We start from the raw sequence: 19,523 nt of genomic DNA on the forward strand, positions 1-19,523 counted from the left end.
CCCCAACCGGTACGTCCTTCACGGACTTCCTGTCGTTTCGGATAACGACGGGTAGGTGCCGCCGTCACGCCGGTCCGAAGGTCTGCGACCGCCATGCGGGTCGACTACCGATCCTGGGTAACGTTGTCCTTGTGACGCAGCAGGACGGATCGCCCCACCCCCGCACCGAGGGGGACCACAGCACCACGACCGTCGAACAGGGCAGGTTCTGCCTCGCCCGCTGCACCTGCGGCTGGCGCGGCCCGGCCCGCAGGGCGAGAAGCATGGCGAGAACGGACGGGGAGCTGCACACGGGCGGCTGACCGGCCGGCACCTGTCGTCCGGTCAGCCACGAAACGGACCGTCCGGCCGGCTGACGTCACCGTTCCGTCACCGCCGGACCCCGCTGGAACCCGTGGTCCCACGACCCCGTCTCGCTCCGTGAAGGCGCAGCATGCCGACAGGCGGCCGAGGGAAGGCGCAAGAACATGGAACGGCGTACGTTCATCGCGGGCGGCACGGCCGCCGTCGCGGCGGCAGCGACCGCGTGCAAGGCGAACAGCGGCGGTGCGGGCGGCTCCGCCCCGGCCACCGGGGACACCACCACGACCCCCCTGACCACGACCAGCGTCGCCGCCCCCGCCAACTGGGCCGCGCTCGCCCGCGACCTGGACGGCACCCTGGTCCGCCCCGGCGAGGCCTCCTGGGCCGCGGCCCGCCAGCTCTACAACACCCGCTTCGACAACCTCAAGCCGGCCGCGGTGGCGTACGTCGCGCACGCCGACGACATCCGTACGGTTCTGGCGTACGCCCGCGCCCACAAGATCAAGGCCGCGATCCGCAACGGCGGCCACTCCTACGGCGGCTGGTCCTCGGGCGACGGCCGGCTGATCGTCGACGTCTCCAAGCTGAACCGGGTCCGGGCGAGCGGCACTTCGGCCGTGGTCGGCGCGGGTTCGAAGCTGATCGACGTCTACCGGGCGCTCGCCGCGAAGGGCGTGACGATCCCGGCGGGCTCCTGTCCGACGGTCGGTGTCTCCGGCCTGGTGCTGGGCGGCGGCCACGGCGTCGTCTCCCGCGCCTACGGCCTGACCTGCGACAGCCTCACCCGGGCCACGATCATCACCGCGGACGGCAAGCAGCTCACCGCCGACGCGACGACGAACAAGGACCTGTTCTGGGCCCTGCGCGGAGCCGGCAACGGCAACTTCGGCGTCGTCACGGAGCTGGAGTTCAGGACCCACCCCGCGCCCCAGGCGGTGACGGGCTACCTCACCTGGCCCTGGTCGAAGGCGGCCGCGGTGGTGAAGGCCTGGCAGGAGTGGGGCCCCTCCCAGCCCGACGAGATCTGGTCCTCCCTGCACCTGGCGAACGCGACCGGCGGCACCCCCACCATCTCCGTCGCCGCGTTCTGCATCGGCACCTACGGCCAGCTCCAGAACGCCGTCGACCGCCTCGCGGACCGGGTGGGCGCCCCCGCGACGAACGTCTCCCTCCGCCGCCGTTCCTACGAGACGGCGATGGAGATCTACGCGGGCTGCTCGTCGTTCTCCTCCGACGCCCAGTGCCATCTGCCGGGTTCGACGCCGGGCCGCTCCCCGCAGGGCGCGCTGGGCCGCGAGACGTACGCGGCCCGCTCCGACTTCTTCGACGTATCGCTCTCCGCGGCGGGCATCCAGACCCTCCTGCGGCAGATGAAGTCCGTGCAGGGCGGCTCGGGCAGCATCGCCCTCACCGCGCTGGGCGGCGCGGTGAACCGGGTCTCGCCGACGGCCACGGCGTTCGTCCACCGCCGCTCGCGCATGCTGGCGCAGTACATCGGGGCGTGGCGGGCCGGCACGGCGGGGACGGCGGCCCAGTCCTGGCTGAACACGGCGCACAAGGCGATGGCCCCGTACGCCTCGGGGGCGGCCTACCAGAACTACGCGGACCCGACGCTCACGAACTGGCGCAAGGCGTACTACGGCGACGCGCTGCCGCGCCTGACCCGGCTGAAGAAGCAGTACGACCCGAACGGCTTCTTCAGCTACCCGCAAGCTCTCTGACGCGCCCTAGGCCGCGAGGTCCCGCTCCTCGGCGGCGACCTCGGGCCGCGCGCCGGGGATGAAGCCGTCCCGCTGACCGACCCGGGCGGCCCGGCCGCGCACGACCCATCCGACCCGGGGCGACCGGTCGACGGCCTTCAGCACCGGGGTGAGCAGCATGGAGGCGACGGGCGAGAGCAGCAGGGTCACCGCGGTGCCGAGCGCGAACCCGCCGACGACGTCCGTCGGATAGTGCACCCCCATGAAGATCCGGCAGAACCCTTCGAGCAGGGCGATCCCTATCCCGACGAGCCCGAGCCTGCGGTGGGCGACGAACAGCCCGACGGCCATGGCCATCGTGAGGGTGGCGTGGTCGCTCACGAAGGAGTAGTCGGTCTTTCCGGAGACGAGCACCTCCAGCCCCTCGTGGTCCAGGAAGGGCCGGGGCCGTTCCACGAATCCCCGTATGGGCACGTTCACCAGTACGGCGATACCGGCGGCGAGCGGCGCCCAGATCAGGGCGGCGACGGAGGACGCGGCCTCCTCGGCCCCGCCGGGCCGCCGGCGGACTCCCCACCAGCACCACACGATCAGCAGCGCCATGGCGAGCAGCAGCCCGTACTCGCCCACGAACTCGACGGTCCGGTCGAGCCAGTGCGGAGCGTCCTTCGCGAGCCCGTTGATGTCATAGAGGAGGTCGACGTCGGGGTTCGACCCGGATTCGGCGAGTCCAGCCATGGTGCTGCGGCCCCTTCGTCGTGTTCTGCCCGGCGCACCTCACATGCGCCCGTCCAACAGGAACGCACGGCCCCGGTTGATACGTTCCACTCTCCACTGAATGATCACTCAGACGTTATCGAACAGAGATGGATCCCCGCAGCTCAGGGGCCGGGTGCGAGGGCCCTTCAGACAGTCGTGGGCAGCGCTTTCGCGCCATCTTCGGTGACGCGGGTGGCCCCGAAGTACTCGGCCGTGTCGATGGGGTCGAACCGGATGACGGCCCCGGTGTAGGGCGCGTTGATCATGTACCCACCTCCCACGTAGATCCCCACGTGGTGGATGGCCCGCGAGTTGTTCGGGTCGGTGGAGAAGAACACCAGGTCCCCCGGCAGCAGCTCGCCGCGCTGCGGATGCGGCCCCGCGTTGTACTGGTCGTTGGCGACCCGTGGCAGCGTGATCCCGACACTCTCATAGGCGGCCTTGGACAGCCCGGAGCAGTCGAACCGTCCTCCCTGGTCAGCGGTGCCGTTGCCACCCCAGAGGTAGGGCGTGCCGAGCTTCTTCTGAGCGAAGTAGATGGCGCCCGCGGCCTGCTCGGACGGATCCACCCGGCTGACGGGCGCTGCGAAGGACTCCGCCAGTGTCGTGATCGTCTTCACATAGTTCCGGGTCTCCTTGTACGGCGGTACGCCCCCGTACTTGATGACCGCGTAGGCGCCCGCGTTGTACGAGGCGAGCATGTTGTGCGTGGCGTCCCCGGGGACGTCCTTCACGTACGAGGCGAGCTGGCAGTCGTAGGACGCGGCCGACGGAATCGCGTCATTCGGGTCCCAGACGTCGCGGTCGCCGTCTCCGTCGCCGTCGATGCCGTGCGTGGCCCAGGTGCCCGGGATGAACTGCGCTATCCCCTGGGCGGCGGCGGCGCTCTGCGCCCTCGGGTTGAACCCGCTCTCCTGGTAGAGCTGGGCCGCGAGCAGCGCGGGGTTGATGGCGGAGCACAGATTGCCCCACTTCTCCACGAGCGTCCGGTAGGCGGCGGGCACGGCTCCCTTGGCCAGTGCTCTGCCCGCACCGCCCACGCCGCTGGTGGCGCTCCCGCCGACGAGGTACACCCCGACGACGAGCGCCATCATGAAGGCGGCACCGGCGCTGACGGCGGCGGTCGCCAGGATCCATGTCTTACGCACCGTCAACCGCCCCTCGCCGCCCAGGAGTCCGCCCGGAAGTCCGCCCCCGACAGTGTAGAGGCGGCTCCCGTCCCGCGGGGTGATCACGAACAAGGAGAAACCGCACGTGGCGGCCCCGCGTCCCGCGCTTCACACGCCCTGCCTCGACTCCCTGTTTCCGCAAGGGGGTTACGCGTCGAACAGGGCACCTCATCCGGTCAGTACAGGGAGTCGGACCCGGCTTCCCCGCGCGTCACCGCCGGGCCGCACCACCGGGCCGCACCACCGGGCCGCACCGCCGGGCTGCACCACCGGGCCGCACCGTCGCGTAAAGAACGGCTGTGGGGCGGCTCAAGCGACCACCATCGAACGGCCTCGGATCGCCCAACCACCACCATGATCGGGCAACGCGGGCACCCGGCTTCGGGCTCGGACATACGTTCCACCCCGTGACCACCGAAGACACCTCCCCCACCTCCCCCACCTCCCCCAGCTCCCCCAGCTCCCCCACCACCGCCCGCCGCGCCCTGCTGCGCGGTGGCCTGGCCGGGGCCGTCGCCCTGGGCGGCGCGGCCCTCACCACCGCCCCCGCGTCCGCCGCCACGGCCACGCCGGACGGCGGTCCCCGCACCACGCCCCGCCCCGGCACGGCCGAGGCGGCCCTGCGGGAACTGGCGGCCGGCAACCGCCGCTGGCGCACCTTCCGCGAGCGGCACCCGGACGAGACACCGGCTGTCCGGCGGAGCCTGACGGCCGGTCAGCAGCCCTTCGCCCTCGTCCTCGGCTGCATCGACTCCCGGGTGCCGCCCGAGCTGGTCTTCGACCAGGGGCTGGGCGATCTGATGACGGTCCGGAGCGCGGGCGAGGTCCTGGACGAGGCCGTGCTCGGCAGCGTCGCCTACGGCGTGCTCGAGCTGGACATACCTCTGGTGGTGGTCCTCGGCCACCAGTCGTGCGGCGCCGTGAAGGCGGCCGTCCAGGCGGACCTCGCCGGCACGGGTCTGCCCCGGCACATCCAGTACCTGGCCGACCGGATCACCCCGTACATCGACCGGACGAAGGAGGGCGACGCCCGCGTCGACTCGACCATCGACGCCAACGTACGAGGCGTCCGCTCCCTCCTCGCCGCCGAGCCCGACCTGGCGGCGAGGATCGCCGCCGGCGAGCTGGCCGTCGTCGGAGCGCGCTACGAGCTGACCACCCAGCTCGTCCACCGCGTCGCGTGACGCCTCAGGGCGCGGAGACCGCGTCCCGGTAGAGCTCGGCGGCCTCCGGCCCCAGCACCACGCTGTACGAGGTGTCGGACGTCGCCCCGCCCTGTTCGTGCCCGCCGAGGACGCCGACCACCTCACCGTCGCCGTTCACCCAGGGGCTGCCGCTGGTTCCGCCGGTGAGGTCGGGGCAGTCGATGCGCTGCTGGGTGGAGTTGTGGGCGGTGGGCCGGTTCGTGCAGCGGACCGGCACCTCCAGGGAGTCGGGGTAGCCGGTGACGGTCACGGCCGTCGCCCCGGTGGTGGTACGCGTCGCGAACCGGTTGCCGCCGACCACGTCCTCGATGTGCTCGCCGCCCCGCTCGCCGAGGACGGCGAAGGCCACGTCGCTGTCCTCGTCCTCCCCCCGCGCCCACCCGTCGGGCAGGAAGACCCGCTCGACCCGCCAGATCCCGTAGGGGGCCCTGCCGTCCCGGTACCCGGGGGCGAAGACCGGCTCGCCCGGCCCGCCGAGGCAGTGCGCGGCGGTGACGATGAGGTCGCGGTGCGGACTGTGCACCACGGAGGCGGTGCAGAAGTGCTCCCCGGCGAGCCTGCCCGCGTCGGCATCGGCGGCGTCGAACAGCGCGCCGACCCGCTCCGACTGCGCCGTGACCGCAGCGACGGCCGTGACCCCCAGGGGCCCGGGTCCACCGTCGGCGGCCGCCTCGGAGGCCGAGGTGACGGCCAGCAGGACGACCGCACCGAGCAGGGCGTTTCGCTTCATCGGGTTCACTGTGTCCCACGAAGGTGAGAGAAACGTCAGACGCATGGTTCTCCTACGACGCTACCCGCACTCCACCCACGGCACCTTTCCACCGGGCGGGGATACGGTGGGCGGGTGGCTGACATCCCCTGCGACCTCATCTGGACCCGCGCGGCCCCGCCGGACGCGACCGGGCCCGGCCCCTGGATCGAGATCGCCTTCGGCGAGGGAGACGACGGTGAGGCTCCCGTCTATCTCCGAGAGACCAGTGACCCGGAGAACGTCGTCACGACGAACCGCAGAAAGTGGGACGCGTTCGTACTGGGCGTCCAGGCAGGAGAATTCGACCACTTCGTCGAGGGTGTACTGGAAAACGACCGGACCGAATAGCGCGGCGGTATACCGAGCGGGATCCGCGGTATACCGATGGGTATCGGCGGTATAGCGAGGGGGATACCGAAGGGCCCCGTGGGCCATGGCCGACGGAGCCCTTCCTACAGGTGATGTGTTTACCAGCGGTACCAGCGGCCCTTCCGGCCACCGTGTCCGGCGGGCCGGACCACGAAGCCCACCAGCCAGACCGCCAGCACGATGACGGCGATCCACCACAGGGCCTTGAGGGCGAAGCCGGCACCGAAAAGGATGAGCGCGAGAAGCAGAACAAGAAGCAGGGGAACCATGATTATCAACCTCCGCTGATTCAAGTGCCCCGCGAAATCCCCTTCACGCCCTCAAATCTTCCATGTATATGTGCGGGATTCCCGGGAATACGGATCGCCCCGAAAAGCGGCCGGCCGGACTCACAGAAAACGGCGGATGGGCAGGACGGCGACCTCTCGCGCCCGCTGGAGCACGGAGCGCCGCTTCCAGCGGCCCTCCCGGATCAGCGCGGCGGCCTTCAGGTCGTCGTCGAAGTGGCCGTCGAGCGTGGCCGTGAACTCCTGGTCCAGCACGGCGAGCATGATCTCCTCGTCGTGGTCGAGGGACCGGCGGTTGAAGTTGGTCGAGCCCACCAGCGCGGCGACGCCGTCGACGGTGATGACCTTGGCGTGCATCATCGTCGGCTGGTACTGGTAGATCTTCACGCCACAGGCGGTGAGGTCCTCGTAGAAGTGCTGACCGGCCAGCTGGCAGACCCGCTTGTCGGTGTACGGACCGGGCAGCAGGATCTCCACCTCCACACCCCGCCGCGCGGTGGCGCACAGGAGTTCGATGAAGAAGACGTCCGGTGAGAAGTAGGCGGTGGCCAGCCGGAAGCGGTCCTCGGCGGACTCCAGCATCACCCGGATCAGGGTCTGCATGTCCTGCCAGCCGAAGCTGGCCGATCCACGGACCACCTGCACCACCGCGTCGCCCTGCGGGCGGTGCGGGACGAACCGGTCGCGGCCGTCGAAGAGCTCGTCGTGGCATTCGGCCCAGTTCTGCGCGAAGGCGGCGGCGATGCCGTCCACGGCCGGCCCGCGCACCTCGACATGGGTGTCACGCCATTCGCGCTCGTTGCGGGCGTTGCCGCACCACTCCTCGGCGATACCGACACCGCCGGTGAACGCCGCCCGCTCGTCCACGACGAGGACCTTGCGGTGGCAGCGGTGGTTCTGCTTGAGGGGCGACAGGGTCACGGGTCTGCGGAACCAGGCCACCTGCACCCCGGCCCGCTCCATCTCCTCCAGCAGCTCCTTCTCGATCAGCCGGCTGCCGAACCCGTCCAGCAGCAGCCGCACCCGCACCCCCGCCTCGGCCCGGTCGGCCAGCGCCCGCGCGAACTCGCGGGCGATGTCCCCGCGCCAGTACACGAACGTCATCATGTCCACGGTGTGCTCGGCGGACCGGATGGCCGCCAGCATCGCCGGAAAGATCTCGTCCCCGTTGCGCAGGGCGGTGAGCGAGTTGCCCTCGGTGGCCGCGATGCCGATGAGCCGCTCCAGGCGACGGCGTATCCGCGCGACGCGCTCCTGCACCCGCTCCGGTGCCGACGCGTCGGCAGCGGGGGCGATCAGCTCGGGCCGGTCCTGCGTACTGGTCATGACGTCACCTGCCGGCACTCTCCGAGGACAAGGGAGCCGCACTGCCCGGTCCGGCACGGGGCGCGGCGAGCGGTCCGTACGCCCGCACCACGACCCACCCGGTGGGAGCGACGTCCGCCCGACCACCCCCTATACCCGCGGCGATGTTCCGTACGCCTGACGTGGGCACGGCGCCTGCGCCGACACCGGCCGTACCGGAAACGCTCTGCGAGAATGTGTCGTATGACTGCGCGTCGTACGACCGTGCGGAGCGGAGGCCGGCCGGCCCGCCGGGACGCGACCGCCCACCGCCGCCGGGCCGCCGCACCGGAGGAAGCGGCTGCCACGATCGCCCACTGCGTCACCGCCGCACGATGACGGGCGGGACCGGCCACGGCGCGCGCGGCGGACACCCGCCGCCCGAGGAGCGGCCCGGAGACGACCAGGCGGCGTTCTCCGCGCTGCTGGAGGACAGCGTCGAGGACCTGTACGAGCACGCGCCGTGCGGCTTCCTCTCCACCCTGCCGGACGGCACGATCGCGAAGATCAACGCGACCCTGCTGGACTGGCTCGGCCACGCCCGCGACGACCTGGTGGGCCGCAGGACGTTCTCCGACCTGCTGACCGTGGGGGGCCGTATCTACCACGAGACCCACTTCGGCCCGCTGCTGCGCATGCAGGGCGAGATCAGCGGGATCGCCCTGGAACTCGAGGCGGCCGACGGCAGCCGACTGCCCGTGCTGGTCACCTCCACGGTCAAGACCGGCGGCGACGGGCAGCCGCTGCTGATCCGCACCACCGTCTTCGACGCCCGTGACCGGCGCGCCTACGAGACCGAACTGCTGCGCGCCCGGCAGCAGGCGGAGGACGAACGCGCGGAGCTCATGCGCCTCAACGCCACCCTCCAGCGGACGCTGCTGCCTCCGGCGCTGGTGAGCGTGCCCGGACTGGACGTGGCCGCGCACTACCACATCGCCTCCCCCGACAAGGTCGGCGGCGACTTCTACGACCTCTTCCCGCTCGCCGCGGGGACCTGGGGTCTGTTCCTGGGCGACGTGTGCGGCAAGGGCGCCGGGGCCGCGGCCGTCACCTCCCTGGCCCGCTACACGCTGCGTGCCGCAGCGGTCTACGACCCTGAACCGGCCGCCGTCCTGACCAACCTCAACACCGTCCTCAACCACGAGTACAACGGTGACGACCCCCGTTTCTGCACCGTCGTCTTCGGGCTGCTCACCCCCGACACCGATCACGGCGGCTTCCGTATCACCCTGGCCGGCGGCGGCCACCCCCCGGCCCTGCTCCTGCGGGCGGACGGAAGCGTCGCCCAGCTGGACACCCCCGGCGGACAGCTCATCGGCGTCCTGCCCGACGCCCATATCGCCACCACCACCGTCCACCTCGAGGCGGGCGACACGCTGCTGCTCCACACCGACGGCCTCACCGAGGCCCATACGGCCGCGAACAGCGACGACGACCGCTACGGGGACGAGGCGCTCCTCGACTTCGTCCACGCCCTCGCGCCCACCACCGCGACCGACGCCGTCGCCGCGATCCGTGAACTGCTCGACACCTTCGGCACCGGCGTCGACGACGACACGGCCGTCCTCGCCATCAGCGTGCCCCGGCCCTGAGGCGACCCTGCAGCAGTCCTCGCAGCCCTCGCAGCCCTCGTAGTCCCCGCAGTCCCCGAAGTCCCCCCGGCCCGGCCGCCAGAGCGCCGGCCCGCCCGAGGTCAAGCGCCGGCCATCGCCGCACCATCCGCCCGCCATTGACCAGCAATCCCCGAACCCCCTTCAGTATTGCGGAAGTCAGGATTCCGCCAGCCTTCTTGTTGTCGCGTACTCAACAAGAGAACAGTCGTCCGCGGGCCGCCGCCCGCCACCGGGAACCACACACCGGTGACACACACCACCCCCCACCCGCACCGCCCCTGTCACCCCACCTTCAGGAGCTGTCCGTTGCGTACGACGACTTCCCCCGACTCCTCCCCCATATCCGGCAGATGGCGCCGCATCGGCGCCTCGGCCCTCGGCACCGCCGCCCTCGTGCTCGCCGGACTCGGCACCGCGGCCCACGCGAGCGCGGCACCCACCACCCCCGCCAACACCACGCCCGCCAAGGTCACTTGGGCGGCCACCCCCTGCGCCACCCCCAAGCACCAGGGCGACCTGGCCTGTAACTCCTTCCGCGTGACCGGCGGCACCACGGCCTTCCAGAAGGAACGCGCCGCCGAGACCGGCGAGACGCCCGGGGTCACCCCGAAGGCCGCCGCCGCGAGCCCCACCGGCTACGGCCCGTCCGACCTCCAGGACGCCTACGGCCTGACCGGCGCGGCCTCGGCCGACGGCTCGGGCGAGACCCTCGCGATCGTCGACGCCTACGACGACCCCAACGCCGCCGCCGACCTCGCCAAGTACCGCACGTACTACGGCCTCCCCGCCTGCACGGTCGCCAACGGCTGCTTCAAGAAGGTGAGCCAGAGCGGCTCCACCACCTCCCTGCCCGGCGCCGACAGCGGCTGGGCCGAGGAGGAGTCGCTCGACCTCGACATGGCCAGCGCCGTCTGCCCGAACTGCGACATCCTGCTCGTCGAGGCCACCTCCGCCTCCATGGCCAACCTCGGCAAGGCCGTGAACGAGGCCGTGGCCCTGGGCGCCAAATTCGTCTCCAACAGCTACGGCGGCTCGGAGTCCTCCTCGGACACGTCGTACGACACCTCGTACTTCAAGCACGCGGGCGTCGCCATCACCGTCAGCGCGGGAGACGAGGGCTACGGCGCCGAATACCCGGCCGCCTCCCGGTACGTGACATCCGTCGGCGGCACCGCCCTGTCCAGGTCCTCCACGACCCGCGGCTGGACCGAGAAGGTCTGGAACACCAGCTCCACCGAGGGCACCGGCTCCGGCTGCTCCGCCTACGACACCAAGCCGGCCTGGCAGACCGACACCGGCTGCGCCAAGCGCACCGTCTCCGACGTCTCGGCCGTGGCCGACCCCGCGACCGGCGTCTCGGTCTACGACTCCTACGGCGTCACCGCCGGCTGGTACACCTTCGGCGGCACCAGCGCCTCCGCGCCCGTCATCGCCGCGGTCTACGCCCTCGCCGGCACCCCGGGCAGCGGCGACTACCCGGCCTCCTACCCCTACGCGGCCGCCGGCACCTCCGCCCTGAACGACGTCACCAGCGGCAGCAACGGCACCTGCTCCACCGGCGCCGCCTACCTCTGCACCGCCAGGTCCGGCTACGACGGCCCCACCGGCCTCGGCACCCCGGAGGGCACGGACGCCTTCACCGGCTGACCCGCCGTCAGGCGAGAGCCACAACTGAACAGCCACCGTGGGCCGTGGGGGCCACACGTGGCGAAGGGCGAACGGGCCTCGGCATCCAGCCGCGGTCCGTTCGTCATGCACGGTGTGCGCTACGTCATGAGAACATCGAAACGTACGCTCACCCGACCAGCCGTCAGAAACGGTGCAGGGCCGTGAAGTGGGCTAACGACGGAACCACACCACAGGTTCCGCTCCGGCCTCATTGCCCGGCGTGACCTGCCGTGATACACAGAGTGACCATACGAGCTATTCGTACGACTCCCGTCCGCCAATGACGCCAAGTCGACATACGACGGCGACTTTGTCGGCGAGAATGAGGCGTGACCTCTGCACACCCGCAGAGGACCTGCGGAACTACCCATCAGGGGCGGTGACTTACATGCTGTTTGCGGCCGACAAAGGCGACATCAACACCATCATCGGTGGGATCGCTCCGGACTGGGGGCCCTTCGGCAGCCTGGGCAACGAGGCCAAGGTGATGATCGAGGTCGTGATGGCGGTCGCCATCCTCCTCTGCCTCGGCATCGCCATCTGGGGCGCGGCCAAGCAGCGCATCGGAGCGACCGCCCTGCGGGACACCTTCAGCGCGGAACAGGGCAAGGGCCTCATCATCGCCGGGCTGACGGGGGTCTTCATCATCGGCTCCCTCGGGACGCTGTTCACCATCGTGTACGGCATGGCCGTGTAGCCGCGGCCTCCGCACCACCCCCAGCACCGTCCGGGCACGCCCGGCCCGCCACCCCCACCCACCTGTCGTGCCCACCGGCTGAGGTTGCGTTTCCCTGATGTCCCTGATGTCGAGTCACCACACCGCGCCCGCGCGGGAACCAGCACGGCTACCGTCGTACTTGTACGCGTCCCGGTACGGCAGCGAGGGGGCCCACGCGGCATGACTCCCGGCGACGAACACGACTACGGCGAATCCGCGCGCTCCGACGAGGGGCACGGGTACGGCAGGACGCGCCTCCGGCTGCCCGAGAACGACCCCTACGGCGGCGCCCGCAGAGGCGGCCGATCGTCCTCACGGAGCCTGGTCACGGTGGTCGGCGTCGTCGTCCTCCTCATCGCGGCGATCGCTTTCGCGAACCGTGGAGGAGACGATTCACCTTCCACCTCGGCCAGCGGCGCGACCGGCGACAAGCCGGACGCGACCAGCACGGCGGCCACCGGCACGAAGCCGGTGGACACGAAGACGGGCGGCATCCCCTCGGGGTTCGCACACACCCAGCAGGGTGCCCAGTCGGCCGCCGCCAACTACGCGGTGGCGCTCGGCTCCACCGGGATGTTCCGGACGGACAGCCGGCACGACCTCGTCGACACCGTCTACACCACCGCCGCCGCGGCCAGGCTCCAGGCCGCCATGGACCAGGCGTACTCGACCGACTTCCTCGCCAAGATGGGCCTGGACGCCGACGGGAACGCCCCGCAGGGCGAGACCTTCGTCTCCCGGGTGGTACCCGTGGGGACCACGCCCCAGGCCTACTCCGCCACCACCGCCAAGGTCGCCGTCTGGTACCTGGGCCTCATCGGCATGTCCGGGACGAGTTCCACGGACCCCGTCACCTCGTCGTGGAAGACCTGGACCTTCGACCTCCGGTGGGCCGACGGTGACTGGAAGATCGTCAGCGACGAGCAGAAGGACGGGCCCGCCCCCGTCCCCGGCGACGACCAGGCCGCCACCTCCGACGAGATCAGCAAGGCCATCGAGGAGTACGGAGGGTTCACGTATGCCCGCTAACCCGCGCCGCCTGCTCACGCTCGCCGGAGCCGTGACGGCGGTCCAGACCTCGGCCGTCCTGCTGGCCACCCGCGCCTTCGCGGCACCGACGCCGGACCCGACGCCCTCCTCCTCGCCGTCCCCGTCCGGCAGCCTGGACTGCAGCCTCATCTCCGGCGAGGCCAAGAAGTACTGCGAGAGGGGCAACGCGGACTCGGGCGCCACCACCAACCCCGGCGTCTCCGACACCCTCGACCCCCTCTCCTCCCTCGCCAAGGGCTGTGCCGACGCCGCGGCCTGGACCGTCGACAAGCTCAGCGAGGCCGTCAAGGACACCGCGAACGTCGACTTCACCAACGAACGGTTCCTCAAGCAGTACGCCGTCGTCTTCGCCGCCTCGACCGTCCTGACCCTCCTGCTGTGGCTGCTGGCCGTCGCCAAGAGGGCGGTGCGCGGAGTCCCCCTCACCACCGCCATCGGCGAAGCCGTCGGCTTCCTCTGGCTGACCGTCCTGGCCTCCGCCTTCACCCCCCTCATCCTCTACACGGTCGTATCCGCGACGGACGGCATCACCGACGTCCTCGCGAAGACCACCGGCAACCAGACCGACACGTTCTTCGGCACCTTCTCCGCGGCCCTGTCCAAGGGCGAGGACATCGGCGGCGGCCCGATCATGCTGATCGTGGTGTCCCTGGTGTCGATCCTCGCGGCCGGAGTGCTGTGGCTGGAGCTCGTCATCCGGGCCGCCCTGCTCTACGTGGGCGCGCTGCTCGGCACCGTCGTCTACGCGGGCCTGGTCGACAAGAACCTGTGGAGCCACGTCCGCCGCTGGGCCGGCATCATGATCGCCGTCATCCTGGTCAAACCGGTCATCGTGATCGTGCTCGGTCTCGCCGGGGCACTGTCCACCGCCGACGGTCCGAACGCCTTCTCCGCCGTCGTCTCCGGACTCTCCATCATCCTGCTCGCGATCTTCGCCAGCGCGATGATCTACCGCTTCGTCCCCGGCTTCGGCGACGAGATCGCGGGCTCCCGCAACAACCGCATCATGCAGGGCGCCGAGGGCAAGGCGGCCGCCGTCATCAGCTCCCCGGCGACCCTCGTCGCCCAGGGCATCAAGGCGCACAGCACCCGTGCGGACAACAACGGCGGCCAGTCCGGGTCCTCGGGCGCCCGCCCCTCCAACCCCGCGTCCGGCGGAGTCGCCGCGCACAGCTCGCGCACCCCGAACGGGGGCGGCGGATCTGTCCCCTCCGCCGCACCCGCTCCCCGCGCGAGCAGCCCGGTCAACACCCCGCACGCGAGCAACACCCGCAACAGCAGCAACAACCGCACGGGAGGTGAAGGGCGTTGACGGCTGATTCCCACGTGTCCCACGCGATCACGCCCCGCCGTACATATCTGATCGGCCGCGCCCGGCCGAACGCGATCGTCGGCCGCAACCGCGAGACCGGCGAGATCGCGCTCATCGTCATCGGCGCGTTCCTCGGCATGATGTGCGGCCTCCTCGTCCCCGTGCTCGCTCTGCGGATCGTGCTGCTGAGCGGCTTCCCGATGATCGCGCTGGCCGCCGTGTACGTGCCGTACAAGCACCGCACGTTCTACAAGTGGTTCGAGATCAACCGCAGCTACAAGCGCACCCTGCGCCAGGGCACGGCCTATCGCTCGACCGTCATGGAGGCGGGCACCCGGCTGGACGGCCAGGAGATCGAGATCGGCCCGCCCCCGGGCATCGGCCGCATCAGCTGGCTGGCCGCCCCCTTCGGCCCCGACGAGATCGCCGTGCTCCTGCACGCCGACCGCCGCACCGTGACGGCCGCCATCGAGATCGAGGGCCCGGGCGTCGGCCTGCGCGACAGCGAGGACCAGGAGGCCCTCGTCGACCGCTTCGGCACCCTCCTCAAGCACGTGGCGAACGGCGACGGCTTCGTCACCCGACTCCAGATGCTCGCCCGCACCCTCCCCGCCGACCCCGACGCCCACGCCAAGGACGTCGCCGTCCGCGGGGACGAGAAGTCCCCCGACTGGCTGGCCCGCTCCTACGACCAGCTCCAGTCCATGGTGTCCACGAGCAGCGAGCAGCACCGCGCCTACCTCGTCGCCTGCATGCACTACACCCGCGAACTGGCCGCCGAGGCACACGCCATGGCCCGCGCCGCCCGCCCCCGGTCGGGCCGCAAACTGGACCGCGACGCGGGCCTGGCGGTGGTCATGGCCCGCGAGCTGACGGACATCTGCTCCCGCCTCCAGGAGGCGGACATCCGCGTCCGCCAGCCCCTGGGCCAGGGCCGGCTGTCCTCCCTCGTCCACTCGATGTACGACCCGGACCACCCCATCGACCACATCCAGGCGATGACCAAGCGCAACGCCTGGCCGGCCGAGCTGGACGCCATGGAGCCGACATACCTCCAGGCCAAGACCCGTGAGTCGTCGACCCGTGCCCCGTGGTGCCATGCCACGGCCTGGGTGAAGGAGTGGCCGATGACCCCGGTCGGCGTCAACTTCCTGGCACCGCTCCTCGTCCACACCCCGGACGTCATCCGCACCGTCGCCGTGACCATGGACCTCGAACCCACCGAGGTCGCCATCGAGCGCATGCTGACGGAGAAGACGAACGACGACGCCGAGGCCAGCCGCGCCGCCAAGATGAACCGCACCGTCGACCCTCGCGACGTGGCCGCCCACTCCCGGCTGGACCAGCGCGGCGAGGACCTGGCGTCCGGCGCGGCCGGTGTGAACCTGGTCGGCTACATCACCGTCTCCTCCCGCAATCCCGAGGCCCTCGCCCGCGACAAACGCACGATAAGGGCGTCGGCCGGCAAGTCGTACCTGAAGCTGGAGTGGTGCGACCGAGAGCACCACCGGGCGTTCGTGAACACCCTCCCGTTCGCCACCGGAATCCGAAGGTAGGGGCTGATGAGCTGATGCGGGATCCGCTGTCCGTCCTCACGGACGCCTTCACCTCGTTCCTCTTCGGCAAGGTCGAGACGACCCGGCTGCCGGTGCGCACCTCCACGGGCCAGGCCCAGGCGGTGTACCTGCCGACGGCCGCCCCCGGCCTCGGCGACTCCGGCGTCATCATCGGCCGCGAGGTCTACTCCGGGAAGGGCTACATCTACGACCCCTTCCAGCTGTACGGCCAGCAGCTCCCCGCCCCGCACTGGCTCGTCCTCGGCGAGTCCGGGAACGGCAAGTCGGCGCTGGAGAAGACCTACGTCATGCGCCAGCTGCGCTTCCGCGACCGGCAGGTCGTCGTCCTGGACGCCCAGGGCGAGGACGGCGTCGGCGAATGGAACCTCATCGCGCAGGCGATGGGAATAACTCCTATCCGTCTGGACCCGGCCGCCGCCCTGGACCACGGGATCCGCCTCAACCCGCTGGACCCGTCGATCACCACGACCGGCCAGCTCGCGCTGCTGCGCACCATCATCGAGGTGGCGATGGGCCACGGCCTGGACGAGCGCTCGGGCTTCGCTCTCAAGGTCGCCCACGCCTACGTCAACGAGACGATCGTGGAGCGCCAGCCCGTCCTGACCGACATCGTCGAACAGCTGCGCCACCCCGAGCCGGAGTCGGCGGAGGCGATGAACGTCGCCATAGACGATGTACGGGCCTGGGGCCTGGACGTGGCACTGGTCCTGGACCGCCTGGTCGACGGTGACCTCAGGGGCATGTTCGACGGCCCGACGACGGTGGGCATCGACCTGGACGCTCCGCTGATCGTGTTCGATCTGTCCCACATCGACCGCAACTCGATCGCCATGCCGATCCTGATGGCGATCGTCGGGGTCTGGCTGGAGCACACCTGGATCCGTCCCGACCGGAAGAAGCGCATCTTCCTCGTCGAGGAGGCCTGGCACATCATCAACAGCCCGTTCGTGGCCCAGCTGTTCCAGCGACTGCTGAAGTTCGGCCGCCGCCTCGGCCTGTCGTTCGTGGCGGTCGTCCACCATCTGTCCGACGTGGTGGACGGGGCGGCGGCGAAGGAGGCCGCGGCCATCCTGAAGATGGCGTCGACCCGGACCATCTACGCCCAGAAGGCGGACGAGGCGAGGGCGACGGGCCGGGTCATCGGCCTGCCCAGATGGGCGGTGGAGATCATCCCCACCCTCACCCCGGGCATCGCGGTCTGGGACGTCAACGGCAATGTGCAGGTGGTGAAACACCTGATCACCGAGACGGAGCGGCCCCTCGTCTTCACCGACCGGGCGATGACGGAGTCGTCCACCGACCGCACCATGTCCGACGACGACGCCCTGCTCGCCGCCGAACTGGAACAGGAACGACGAGCGGCGGCCTTCATGGAACAGCACCTGGCCGACTTGGACGGCTCGTCCGAGTCGACGGTGGCGTAGCGCGGGAGAGGGGGTCGCCATGAGACCGGGAGACGAGCTGCGCCGCGACCCCGGCCACGGCCAGGGAGGCATCCCCGACGGCCTGCTGGTCGGGATACTCGCGTTCCTGCTCGGCATGACCCTGCTGGTCTGGACGGCGACCGGCCTGGCGGCCCTCTTCGCCCACGGCTCCTGGCCCGCGGGCGTCACCTTCACCCGCACCCCGCTGGCAATGCGGCACCTCATCGCCAAACCCCACGACATCCCCGGCGCCTGGCCCGAAGCGGAGGCGGCGGACTTCTCGGGCTACGGGCTGTTCTGGGGCCTGTTCATCGGCCAGGTGATGATCCTGCTAGTCCTCACGGTGTTCGTGATGGGGACCCTCGCCCGATGGCGGGCGGTACGAGCGAGGAAGCGCGCGGACCTGGCGGCACGGACGTCCGTTCAGGAAACCGTGCTGCCACCGGCGCACCACGAGGTGCCGACCCAACGCGTCGAGGCCGGCCCCGGAACGGACACCGAACCGACGGCACCGACGCCGGCGCAGTCCCGTCAGCCGACGCCGGCCGCGCCCGCCGCCTCGCTCTCACCGTCACTCCAACCGCAGCAGCAGCAACAGCCGCCGCAGCCCTCGGCATCCGCTGTCGCCGCTCTGTTCCCGGCTGTGCCCGGTGAACGCGCTGTCGGGTGGGAGGCCCGGCGCTTCGAGGGCGCCGCGCACTATGCACCGCCGGAGACCCGGCACGCGACGGCGATCCAGGCCGTCCGGGACGCCGAGGGCCCCGCCGTCATCCTCACCTCCAGCCCCATCCTCTGGCAGGAGACCAAGGACGCCCGAGCCAAACTGGGCCCGGTCCATCTCTACGACCCCGGCCACCTCTGCGACACCCCGGCCCGTCTCCACTGGTCACCCACCACGGGCTGCGAGGACAAACAGACCGCGGCCTCGCGCGCGACGGCGCTCCTCGCCCCCGTGCGCCCCGCCTCGCGGCTCGACCAGGCGGTCAGCGACACCGCCGAAACCCTCCTGCGCAGCTACCTGCACGCCGCGGCCATCGACGGCCGCACCATCCGTCACGTCCACCGCTGGTCCCAGGGCACCGGCATCCAGGAAGCCGTCCGCACCCTCCGGACCAACCCGAAGGCCGCCCCGGGTGCGGCGGGCGAACTCGAAGCCGCCCTCACCGCCCACCCCGAACGCCGGGACATCGCCCAGGAACTGACTTCCCGTGCCCTTTCCGCCCTGTCCACGGTGAACATCCGCGAGGCGTGCACTCCCAACCGAACTGACGCCCTCGCCTTGGATTCCTTCGTGGACGAAGGGGGAAGTCTTTATGTGCTCGGTGAATCAATCGAGGACCCCAGGACCAGTCCCGGCGCGATGCCGCTCCTGACGGCCCTCGTCTCCAGCGTGGTCGAGCGCGGCCGGCGCATGGCCGAACGGTCATCCTCCGGTCGCCTCGACCCACCAATGTCCCTGGTGCTCGACGATGTGGCGGCCGTGGCCCCCATCCCCCAGCTCCCGGATCTGCTGGCCACCGGCACCGACCGCGGCCTGCCCACCCTGGCCCTGCTCCGCTCCCGCGAACAGGCCAAGGCCCGCTGGCCGCACCACGACCTACCGGTCTGACGCCTCGGGACGCTCGAGGGCGAACTCGTACTCGTCCTCCCCGGACCCCTGCCCCAACGGCACGGTCCGCCCGGTGGGTATGAACCCCGCCTTGCGGTACGCCCCCTGCGCCCGCACGTTCTTCTCATGGACGATGAGCCGCACCCGCTCGACCCCCCACTCCCACGCCCGGTCGACGGCGGCGTCGAGCAGCGCCCGCGTCATCCCGCCGCCGCGCCACTCGTCGCGCACATAGACGCCGACGATATGCCCCTGCCGCCGTTCCACGGGGAAACCGGCCCAGTCGACGGTGCCCGCGTCCTCCAGGAGCAAGGTGACCGTCCCCGCCCACTGTCCGTCCTCCGCCTCGGCGACGAACTGCCGTACGCCGGCGGCAGCCCCCTCGGACGCCCCGGCCGCCCGCTCCTGCCAGAAGGAGTCGGGCCGCGCCGCAGCGGTCTCGTACGTCTCCAGAAAGGCCAGATGTGCCACCGGGTCCCTGAGCGCAAGCAATCGCAGGTCCTTCACCAGGGCCCATTCTTCGGCCCGTACGACCCGAACCTCATACGTGTACATAGAAAGCACCGTAACGCAGAAAACCCCCGCACCGTGAGGTGCGGGGGTTTCCCGTAATATTTGTTCGGCGGTGTCCTACTCTCCCACAGGGTCCCCCCTGCAGTACCATC

The 19,523-nt window shown here is 70.9% G+C and carries 19 protein-coding genes; 13 read left to right on the forward strand and 6 right to left on the reverse strand.

Annotation, left to right across the window (positions count from 1 at the left end; translation table 11 throughout):
* Window positions 1-131 precede the first annotated feature (131 nt).
* Window positions 132-302: a hypothetical protein gene (locus tag ASD48_RS44700; RefSeq protein WP_199875703.1), complete on the forward strand. Its 171-nt coding sequence runs from the start codon at window positions 132-134 to the stop codon at window positions 300-302.
* Window positions 303-467: 165 nt separating this feature from the next.
* Window positions 468-2,024: an FAD-binding oxidoreductase gene (locus ASD48_RS09600; RefSeq protein ID WP_057600908.1), complete on the forward strand. Its 1,557-nt coding sequence runs from the start codon at window positions 468-470 to the stop codon at window positions 2,022-2,024.
* Window positions 2,025-2,030: 6 nt separating this feature from the next.
* On the opposite strand, the gene ASD48_RS09605 is transcribed toward ASD48_RS09600, so the two are convergent.
* Together ASD48_RS09605 and ASD48_RS09610 are read right to left on the reverse strand one after the other, a co-directional pair.
* Window positions 2,031-2,741 carry a phosphatase PAP2 family protein gene (locus ASD48_RS09605; RefSeq protein WP_057600909.1) on the reverse strand — a complete coding sequence of 237 codons (711 nt, stop codon included), beginning with the start codon at window positions 2,739-2,741 and terminating at the stop codon, window positions 2,031-2,033.
* Window positions 2,742-2,908: 167 nt separating this feature from the next.
* On the reverse strand, window positions 2,909-3,916 hold the full coding sequence (locus ASD48_RS09610) for a bifunctional lytic transglycosylase/C40 family peptidase (protein WP_057601108.1): 1,008 nt from the start codon (window positions 3,914-3,916) through the stop codon (window positions 2,909-2,911).
* A 500-nt stretch (window positions 3,917-4,416) separates the two neighbouring features.
* Here ASD48_RS09610 and ASD48_RS09615 point away from each other — a divergent pair, with 500 nt between their 5' ends.
* The gene (locus ASD48_RS09615; RefSeq protein ID WP_242432559.1) at window positions 4,417-5,115 is read left to right on the forward strand and encodes a carbonic anhydrase; all 699 of its coding nucleotides are present in this window, start codon (window positions 4,417-4,419) and stop codon (window positions 5,113-5,115) included.
* Window positions 5,116-5,119: 4 nt separating this feature from the next.
* Here the strand turns inward: ASD48_RS09615 and ASD48_RS09620 are convergent, their stop codons facing one another.
* Window positions 5,120-5,866 carry a trypsin-like peptidase domain-containing protein gene (locus ASD48_RS09620; RefSeq protein WP_057600911.1) on the reverse strand — a complete coding sequence of 249 codons (747 nt, stop codon included), beginning with the start codon at window positions 5,864-5,866 and terminating at the stop codon, window positions 5,120-5,122.
* Window positions 5,867-5,980: 114 nt separating this feature from the next.
* Between ASD48_RS09620 and ASD48_RS09625 the strand changes: the two genes are divergently transcribed.
* Entirely contained in the window at window positions 5,981-6,235 is a 255-nt protein-coding gene (locus ASD48_RS09625) for a hypothetical protein (protein ID WP_057600912.1), read from the forward strand.
* A gap of 119 nt (window positions 6,236-6,354) precedes the next feature.
* Here ASD48_RS09625 and ASD48_RS09630 read toward each other — a convergent pair whose 3' ends face one another.
* Complete coding sequence (locus ASD48_RS09630) at window positions 6,355-6,525, reverse strand: hypothetical protein (RefSeq protein ID WP_057600913.1); 171 nt, start codon at window positions 6,523-6,525, stop codon at window positions 6,355-6,357.
* 120 nt (window positions 6,526-6,645) lie between these two features.
* Window positions 6,646-7,869 (reverse strand): phospholipase D-like domain-containing protein, encoded by a 1,224-nt coding sequence (locus tag ASD48_RS09635; RefSeq protein ID WP_057600914.1) that lies wholly within the window; start codon window positions 7,867-7,869, stop codon window positions 6,646-6,648.
* Window positions 7,870-8,091: 222 nt separating this feature from the next.
* Between ASD48_RS09635 and ASD48_RS45935 the strand changes: the two genes are divergently transcribed.
* From ASD48_RS45935 to ASD48_RS09675, 9 genes are all read left to right on the forward strand, one after another.
* Complete coding sequence (locus tag ASD48_RS45935) at window positions 8,092-8,226, forward strand: hypothetical protein (RefSeq protein ID WP_282438180.1); 135 nt, start codon at window positions 8,092-8,094, stop codon at window positions 8,224-8,226.
* Window positions 8,223-9,479: a SpoIIE family protein phosphatase gene (locus ASD48_RS09640; protein WP_057600915.1), complete on the forward strand. Its 1,257-nt coding sequence runs from the start codon at window positions 8,223-8,225 to the stop codon at window positions 9,477-9,479. Before ASD48_RS45935 ends, ASD48_RS09640 begins: the two co-directional genes overlap by 4 nt.
* 327 nt (window positions 9,480-9,806) lie before the next feature.
* Window positions 9,807-11,147: a S53 family peptidase gene (locus ASD48_RS09645; protein WP_057600916.1), complete on the forward strand. Its 1,341-nt coding sequence runs from the start codon at window positions 9,807-9,809 to the stop codon at window positions 11,145-11,147.
* A 409-nt stretch (window positions 11,148-11,556) separates the two neighbouring features.
* Complete coding sequence (locus ASD48_RS09650; protein ID WP_003991275.1) at window positions 11,557-11,865, forward strand: hypothetical protein; 309 nt, start codon at window positions 11,557-11,559, stop codon at window positions 11,863-11,865.
* Window positions 11,866-12,066: 201 nt separating this feature from the next.
* Window positions 12,067-12,915, forward strand: coding sequence for a hypothetical protein (locus ASD48_RS09655; RefSeq protein ID WP_057600917.1), 849 nt, complete (start codon window positions 12,067-12,069; stop codon window positions 12,913-12,915).
* Window positions 12,905-14,248, forward strand: coding sequence for a hypothetical protein (locus ASD48_RS09660; protein ID WP_057600918.1), 1,344 nt, complete (start codon window positions 12,905-12,907; stop codon window positions 14,246-14,248). Before ASD48_RS09655 ends, ASD48_RS09660 begins: the two co-directional genes overlap by 11 nt.
* Window positions 14,245-15,804: an SCO6880 family protein gene (locus ASD48_RS09665; RefSeq protein ID WP_057600919.1), complete on the forward strand. Its 1,560-nt coding sequence runs from the start codon at window positions 14,245-14,247 to the stop codon at window positions 15,802-15,804. Before ASD48_RS09660 ends, ASD48_RS09665 begins: the two co-directional genes overlap by 4 nt.
* A gap of 14 nt (window positions 15,805-15,818) precedes the next feature.
* Complete coding sequence (locus ASD48_RS09670; RefSeq protein WP_020133082.1) at window positions 15,819-17,249, forward strand: ATP-binding protein; 1,431 nt, start codon at window positions 15,819-15,821, stop codon at window positions 17,247-17,249.
* Between the two features lie 19 nt (window positions 17,250-17,268).
* Window positions 17,269-18,858 (forward strand): hypothetical protein, encoded by a 1,590-nt coding sequence (locus ASD48_RS09675; protein ID WP_057600920.1) that lies wholly within the window; start codon window positions 17,269-17,271, stop codon window positions 18,856-18,858.
* Here the strand turns inward: ASD48_RS09675 and ASD48_RS09680 are convergent.
* Entirely contained in the window at window positions 18,847-19,413 is a 567-nt protein-coding gene (locus tag ASD48_RS09680) for a GNAT family N-acetyltransferase (RefSeq protein ID WP_057600921.1), read from the reverse strand. The two genes, ASD48_RS09675 and ASD48_RS09680, sit on opposite strands and share 12 nt — an antisense overlap.
* Between the last annotated feature and the right edge of the window lie 110 nt (window positions 19,414-19,523).

Origin of the sequence: Streptomyces sp. Root1310 (assembly GCF_001426425.1) — a bacterium.
Taxonomy (GTDB): domain Bacteria; phylum Actinomycetota; class Actinomycetes; order Streptomycetales; family Streptomycetaceae; genus Streptomyces.